This is a genomic window from Candidatus Angelobacter sp. (assembly GCA_035607015.1).
Lineage (GTDB): Bacteria > Verrucomicrobiota > Verrucomicrobiia > Limisphaerales > AV2 > AV2.
The window spans coordinates 1-5,216 of the sequence record DATNDF010000345.1; the positions used below are offsets into that span (position 1 = coordinate 1).

Annotated in this window: 6 protein-coding genes; 4 read left to right on the forward strand and 2 right to left on the reverse strand. The window is 59.9% G+C overall.

From position 1 onward, the window contains the following. Nucleotides 1–699: alpha/beta hydrolase-fold protein (locus VN887_13820; GenBank protein ID HXT41084.1), on the reverse strand; the 699-nt coding region annotated here is incomplete at its 3' end. Nucleotides 700–963: 264 nt separating this feature from the next. Continuing rightward, a complete protein-coding gene (locus VN887_13825) occupies nucleotides 964–2,250 on the reverse strand; it encodes a cellulase family glycosylhydrolase (protein ID HXT41085.1) in 1,287 nt (428 codons plus the stop codon). 112 nt (nucleotides 2,251–2,362) lie between these two features. Between VN887_13825 and VN887_13830 the strand changes: the two genes are divergently transcribed. From VN887_13830 to VN887_13845, 4 genes are all read left to right on the forward strand, one after another. Then, complete coding sequence (locus VN887_13830) at nucleotides 2,363–3,064, forward strand: response regulator (GenBank protein HXT41086.1); 702 nt, start codon at nucleotides 2,363–2,365, stop codon at nucleotides 3,062–3,064. Between the two features lie 82 nt (nucleotides 3,065–3,146). After that, a complete protein-coding gene (locus VN887_13835) occupies nucleotides 3,147–4,334 on the forward strand; it encodes an ATP-binding protein (GenBank protein ID HXT41087.1) in 1,188 nt (395 codons plus the stop codon). Between the two features lie 106 nt (nucleotides 4,335–4,440). Then, complete coding sequence (locus VN887_13840; protein ID HXT41088.1) at nucleotides 4,441–4,953, forward strand: RNA polymerase sigma factor; 513 nt, start codon at nucleotides 4,441–4,443, stop codon at nucleotides 4,951–4,953. After that, nucleotides 4,950–5,216: hypothetical protein (locus VN887_13845; GenBank protein ID HXT41089.1), on the forward strand; the 267-nt coding region annotated here is incomplete at its 3' end. The genes VN887_13840 and VN887_13845, both read left to right, overlap by 4 nt.

The window sequence follows — 5,216 nt, forward strand, 5'->3', positions numbered from 1 at the left end:
TGTAAAACTGCCGACTGCGCTGAGCACCTTGCGAAACTCACCGGGCCGTTCCCAGGCGACGGTCCATGCACAGATCGCGCCGGAACTGATGCCGGCAATCGCGCGGCCTTCCGGATCTTTGGTCAGGTTGTATTTTTTCCCGACCGCAGGCAGGATTTCTTCGAGCAGAAAGCGCGCGTACTGATCGCCCAGTGAATCGTACTCGAAGCTGCGGTTGCTGCGCGCCTTCTTGCCCGGCTCGGCCGGCTGGACTTCGCCCGGGTTGATGAAGATGCCGATGGTGACCGGCATTTCCTTTTTGGCGATGAGATTGTCGAACACGGTCGGCACGCGCCACTGGCCGTTGGTTCCGTTGTTGACGTAACCGCCGCCGTCCTGAAAAACCATCACGCACGCCGGCCTGGCCGGATCGTATTGCTTCGGCACGTAAACCCACCAGTCCCGGTGCGTGCCGGGAAAGACGGTGCTATTGGTCCATGGCGGCATTTTGATCACTTCCCCGCGCGGCACCCCTTCCTGCGGCATTGAATCGCGGCCCAGGACGTAATTGTTGAGCCTGGCGGCAGCAGCAGTCACCTGACCCGTTTTGACGGCGGTAGCCGCCGTCGGCGCTGGAGGAGGTTTGGTGTTGCAGCCAACCGCGCTAAGAACAATCAGGGCAATTGGGAGGAAGGAAAACGGGCCCAAGGAACTTTTCATGCGCGCCCATTTTCGGGCATCCAGCCGCCCCTGTCAAAGTTGAACCATTCCACTGTTTGGCCGGATTCCAATTCATCGCAAAAAAACAACCCGAGCCAGGACCGTGATCACATCATGGTTTTTTCACAGATGGCAATTCGTGTCAGCGCGGTTCCCAGGATGAAACGCGTCGAAGCCTAATTCACAATAATCGCCGGGGTCTTCGTCTATTCTGCTCGCAATCCTGTTTCTTGCCGACAAAGACATCTGGAAGCAGGTGTCACCTTATTTGAGCTTCACCTGGTCCAACGAAAGGTAGCCGGGCGCGGCTGTCAATTCGACGATCAAACGATTTCCTTCGACCCGCAGTTTCCGCTTCTCGCCGCCACTCCCGACACAGGTGATCGTGGTTGCGGTGGTCGGCATCAATCCAAGCGTCACATTGTGGGCCTCGCCAACCGTCCAGACTGCGAGTTTGGTTTCACCGTTGGCATTCATCAGGACCAGCACGAAATCCTTTTCGTTCCCCGTGTCGTGCCGGCGGGCGATGCGATAACCGGACAGTTCGCGGGTCAGGGTTTGAATCGCAGTGTAAGCGGGCTTGGGTTTCAGGTTGTAAATGACGGTGCCGAAATTGTGTTCGTTCTCGTTCGGGTCTTCGCCGTCGTTCTTCCAGTCGTACCAGATCGAGATGGGTACGCCGTTGAGCAAATTGGACAGTTGTTGCCGCGCGATGAAGGCGGCCTGTATTTCCGGCGACACGCCCTTTGTGTTGGATGAGTAGCCCCATTCACCACTGATGATGGGGATTTTTTTCCCTGCTTCGTCCGGTGCGTAACGCTCGATCAGGCCGCGAAGTCGCTGATAGTCGGCCGTCGCGGTCTCCGGCGGTCTCTCTTTGGAGCGATAGGGATGAACGCTGACGCCGTCGAGGTATTCAAGCACCCCGGATTTCAGAAAGCGGTCGAGGAACTCCCACGGAAACGTCGAAGTTGCCGGTGCGACAATGGTGGCTTGAGGGTCGGCCGCACGAACCGCTTTGCAGGTCGCTAGCGCCAGAGCAGTGTACTGCCCGGCGTCGGGTTTCGGCTTCCAGAATGAAATGTTCGGTTCGTTCCAGATTTCCCAAACCACGTGCCGTCCGTGAAAATGTTGCGCCGCGGCTGCGGCCCAGCGCGCGAACGCGGCAACGCTTTGCGGATGTTGCGGCGAGGCGGTATCGCGATGTTCCGCGCCGCTGATCGGGTTCTTTCCGGTGACCGTCTCCTCGTAAAGCGGATTCGAGTAGTCGAGGATGTAGTAAGGCCGGATGCCGCGCTTCTCCAGGCTGGCGGTCAACTCCTCGTATTCCGACCACTCGTATTCTCCTTTCTTCCGTTCGATGGCCGCCCAGCCAAAATCCATGCGGATAAACCTGAATCCGGCCGCGGCGATCATATCGAGGTCGCGTTCGTGCCCGCGCGTGAAATGGATGTTGACGCCGACGCCGGCGGGCAACACCGGTCCGGGCAATTCAGCGGGCAGGGCCCTCCAGGGAATGGCGGCAGCGAGAAATAGCGATCTGATGGTCATGGCGATCCGAGTTTACGGCTCCGCGGTCATGCCCGTCCAAGTAAAATTCCACCCGCGTCACACGCTTGTAACAGTCTTGTCACTGCCGCGTCATTGTGTGAACCTGTCCGGGATGGTAACCAAAGCCCGCGTGATGCCGAAAATACTCGTGGTGGACGATGAGCCGGATGCGGTCGAACTTGTCGAGTTCAACCTGAAGGGCGCGGGATATGAAGTGGTAACCGCCGGCGACGGCGACGAGGCGTTGAAGAAAACACGCGCCGCGGCGCCGGACCTGATCGTGCTGGACCTCATGATTCCCGAGGTGGACGGACTGGAGGTCTGCAAGATTCTTCGGCGGGACCCGGCGACCTCTGCCATTCCCATCATCATGCTGACCGCGAAGGCGGCGGAAATAGACCGCGTGCTGGGCCTTGAACTCGGGGCCGACGATTACGTCACCAAACCATTCAGCCCGCGCGAACTGATCCTGCGCGTAAAGAACCTGCTGAAAGGCGGGCGCAGTGAAGAGGACAAGAAAGACCGTTACCAAATCGGGGATTTGCTCATCGACGTTCCGCGGCACCTCGTTAGCGTTCAAGGCCGGCGCGTGGACCTCACAGCGACGGAATTCAAGCTGTTGACCGTGTTGGCCCAGCGCCGCGGGCGCGTGCAGTCACGCGAGCAGCTCCTCCAGGATGTCTGGCAGTACGACAACCTCATTGATACCCGCACCGTGGACACCCACATGCGCCGCCTGCGGGAAAAGCTGGGCCGGGCTTCCCGGTATCTCGACACAGTCCGCGGCGTGGGTTACCGGTTCGTCGAGAACTGACCGCCGGATTTAGCGGTTCCACATTTTGACGATTTCGCGTGTAATGCGCGCTGTGCCGCCAAAGCGTTGAGCCGTCAAAAGCATGGAAAGCATCTGGCCCGCCCTGACCCTTGCCGCCTGCCTTGGGCTGGCAGCGCTCCATTTTTTGTGGCGGCGGCGGTTTAACAGGGCGCGCGAACAGCTCCGGGAACAAACAGAGCGGAACAGCCGGGCCCGGGAGCATCAGCAGGCCGCGCTCGCCCAGGCCGAGGCCCAGCAACAGGCGATCTTCAACAGCATGGTCGAAGGCGTTTTGCTGCTCGACGCCGACGAACGCGTACGACTTGTCAACCAGGCGCTCGAGCACCTCTTTGCCCTGACGAACGACATCCGCGGCCGCACGATGATGGAGGCGCTGCGTCTGCACGAACTGCAGGAGCTGGTCAATCGCGTCCGCACGGAGGGCCAGGTGCTCGGACTCGAGCTGGCGCTGCCGGGCCTCGACAACCGTTGCTTGCAGGTCAATGCCACCGCGCTGCTGGATCGCAACGGAAAACAGCAGGGGATCATTCTCGTCTTTCACGATCTCACCCGGCTCAAGCAGCTCGAGAACACTCGCCAGGAATTCGTCGCCAACGTCAGCCACGAACTCCGCACCCCGCTTTCGATGATCAAGGGCTACGTCGAGACGCTCGCCAATGGCGCCAAGGACGATCCCAAAGTCACGGCGCGCTTCCTGCAAACGATCGAAAAACACGCGGACCGGCTCACTTATCTGATCGAAGACCTGCTGACCATCTCGCGGTTGGAGTCCGGCCAGATCGTGATGAACGTGCAGACGGTCGAACTGAAGGGCGTTGCAGGCGAAGTCTTGAATGATCTGCGGACACGCGCGGCCGAAAGGGATGTTGTACTGGAGGACGATGTTCCGGCGGGATTGACGGTGAAGGCCGATGCCGAGCGCCTTCAGCAGGTGCTGTTCAATCTCGTGGACAACGCCATCAAGTACGGCAGGCCGCAAGGGCAGGTCAGAATCGAGTCGCGGCCTTTGGACCAACAAATGATCAAGGTTTCTGTCCGTGACGATGGGCCGGGCATTCCACCCGATTCTCTTGAGCGCGTGTTCGAGCGCTTCTACCGCGTGGACAAGGCCCGCTCGCGGGAACAAGGCGGCACGGGCCTGGGTCTGTCGATCGTCAAACACATCGTGCAATCGCACGGCGGCGAGGTCTGGGTTGAAAGTGAATTAGGAAAGGGAACAACCTTCTTTTTCACGCTGCCCGCGGCGTGATGACGACCGGACAGGCCGGTCAAACCGTGCAGCAGACTCTGGACGGATTCCGAGTTCGAGGTCCGTTAGACAAATTGTCCGGCCACGCGCGTCTGTTTGTGGACGAATGTCGCCATCCGATTCTCTCGCCGGTCTTTACGATGACCATGCTCAATCACTGTTCGCCTTTCTGTTGAATCTGATGCGCAACGAGGCGGACACACGAGATCTGTTGCAGGAGGTTTTTGTAAAGCTGGCCGGCCGGCCGACACTTTTGAGCGGTGTCCGCGACACGAGAGCGTTCCTTCTCCGACTTACGCACAATCTCGCGGTGGATTCAATGCGTCGAAGCGCCACGCGCGAAAGGAACCATGAACAACTCGCCGCGGAATCCATCACGCTATTTGCCTCCAGTGGCGATCCGGACCAGCGAGACTTTGGCATTGCACTGGCCGATGCTCTGGGCGCGCTGCCGCCGGAGCAACGCGCGGTGATTCACCTGAAGCTTTGGGAAGGCCTGACTTTCGAGCAGATCGCCGGAACGCTCGAAATACCGATGAACACGGCGGCGAGCCGCTATCGCTATGGGCTAGACAAATTGCGCGAGCGGCTGCGTCCACTCTATGACGAGATCAAATGAAGCCGGACGATTTGGAAAAACAACTGGAGCGCCAGCCATTACGGCAGATCCCGGCTGAGTGGCGGGACGGAATCCTTGGCGCGGCGCGGTGTGAAACCGGGCCTGGATGTTCAACCTTCAAACCACGACCGGTTCCCGGGTGGCGCGAGTTGTTCTGGCCCTGCCCGCAGGCGTGGGCGGGATTGGCGGCGGCGTGGCTGCTGATTCTCGTGCTCAACGTGGTAACGCGCGGGCCGGCGCAAATCGCGAAGACCTCGAAAGCG

Coding starts and splice junctions, on each gene's coding strand:
- VN887_13825 (HXT41085.1), bottom strand. CDS start 2,250: ATGACCATCAGATCGCTATTTCTCGCTGCCGCCATTCCCTGGAGGGCC.
- VN887_13830 (HXT41086.1), top strand. CDS start 2,363: ATGGTAACCAAAGCCCGCGTGATGCCGAAAATACTCGTGGTGGACGAT.
- VN887_13835 (HXT41087.1), top strand. CDS start 3,147: ATGGAAAGCATCTGGCCCGCCCTGACCCTTGCCGCCTGCCTTGGGCTG.
- VN887_13840 (HXT41088.1), top strand. CDS start 4,441: ATGTCGCCATCCGATTCTCTCGCCGGTCTTTACGATGACCATGCTCAA.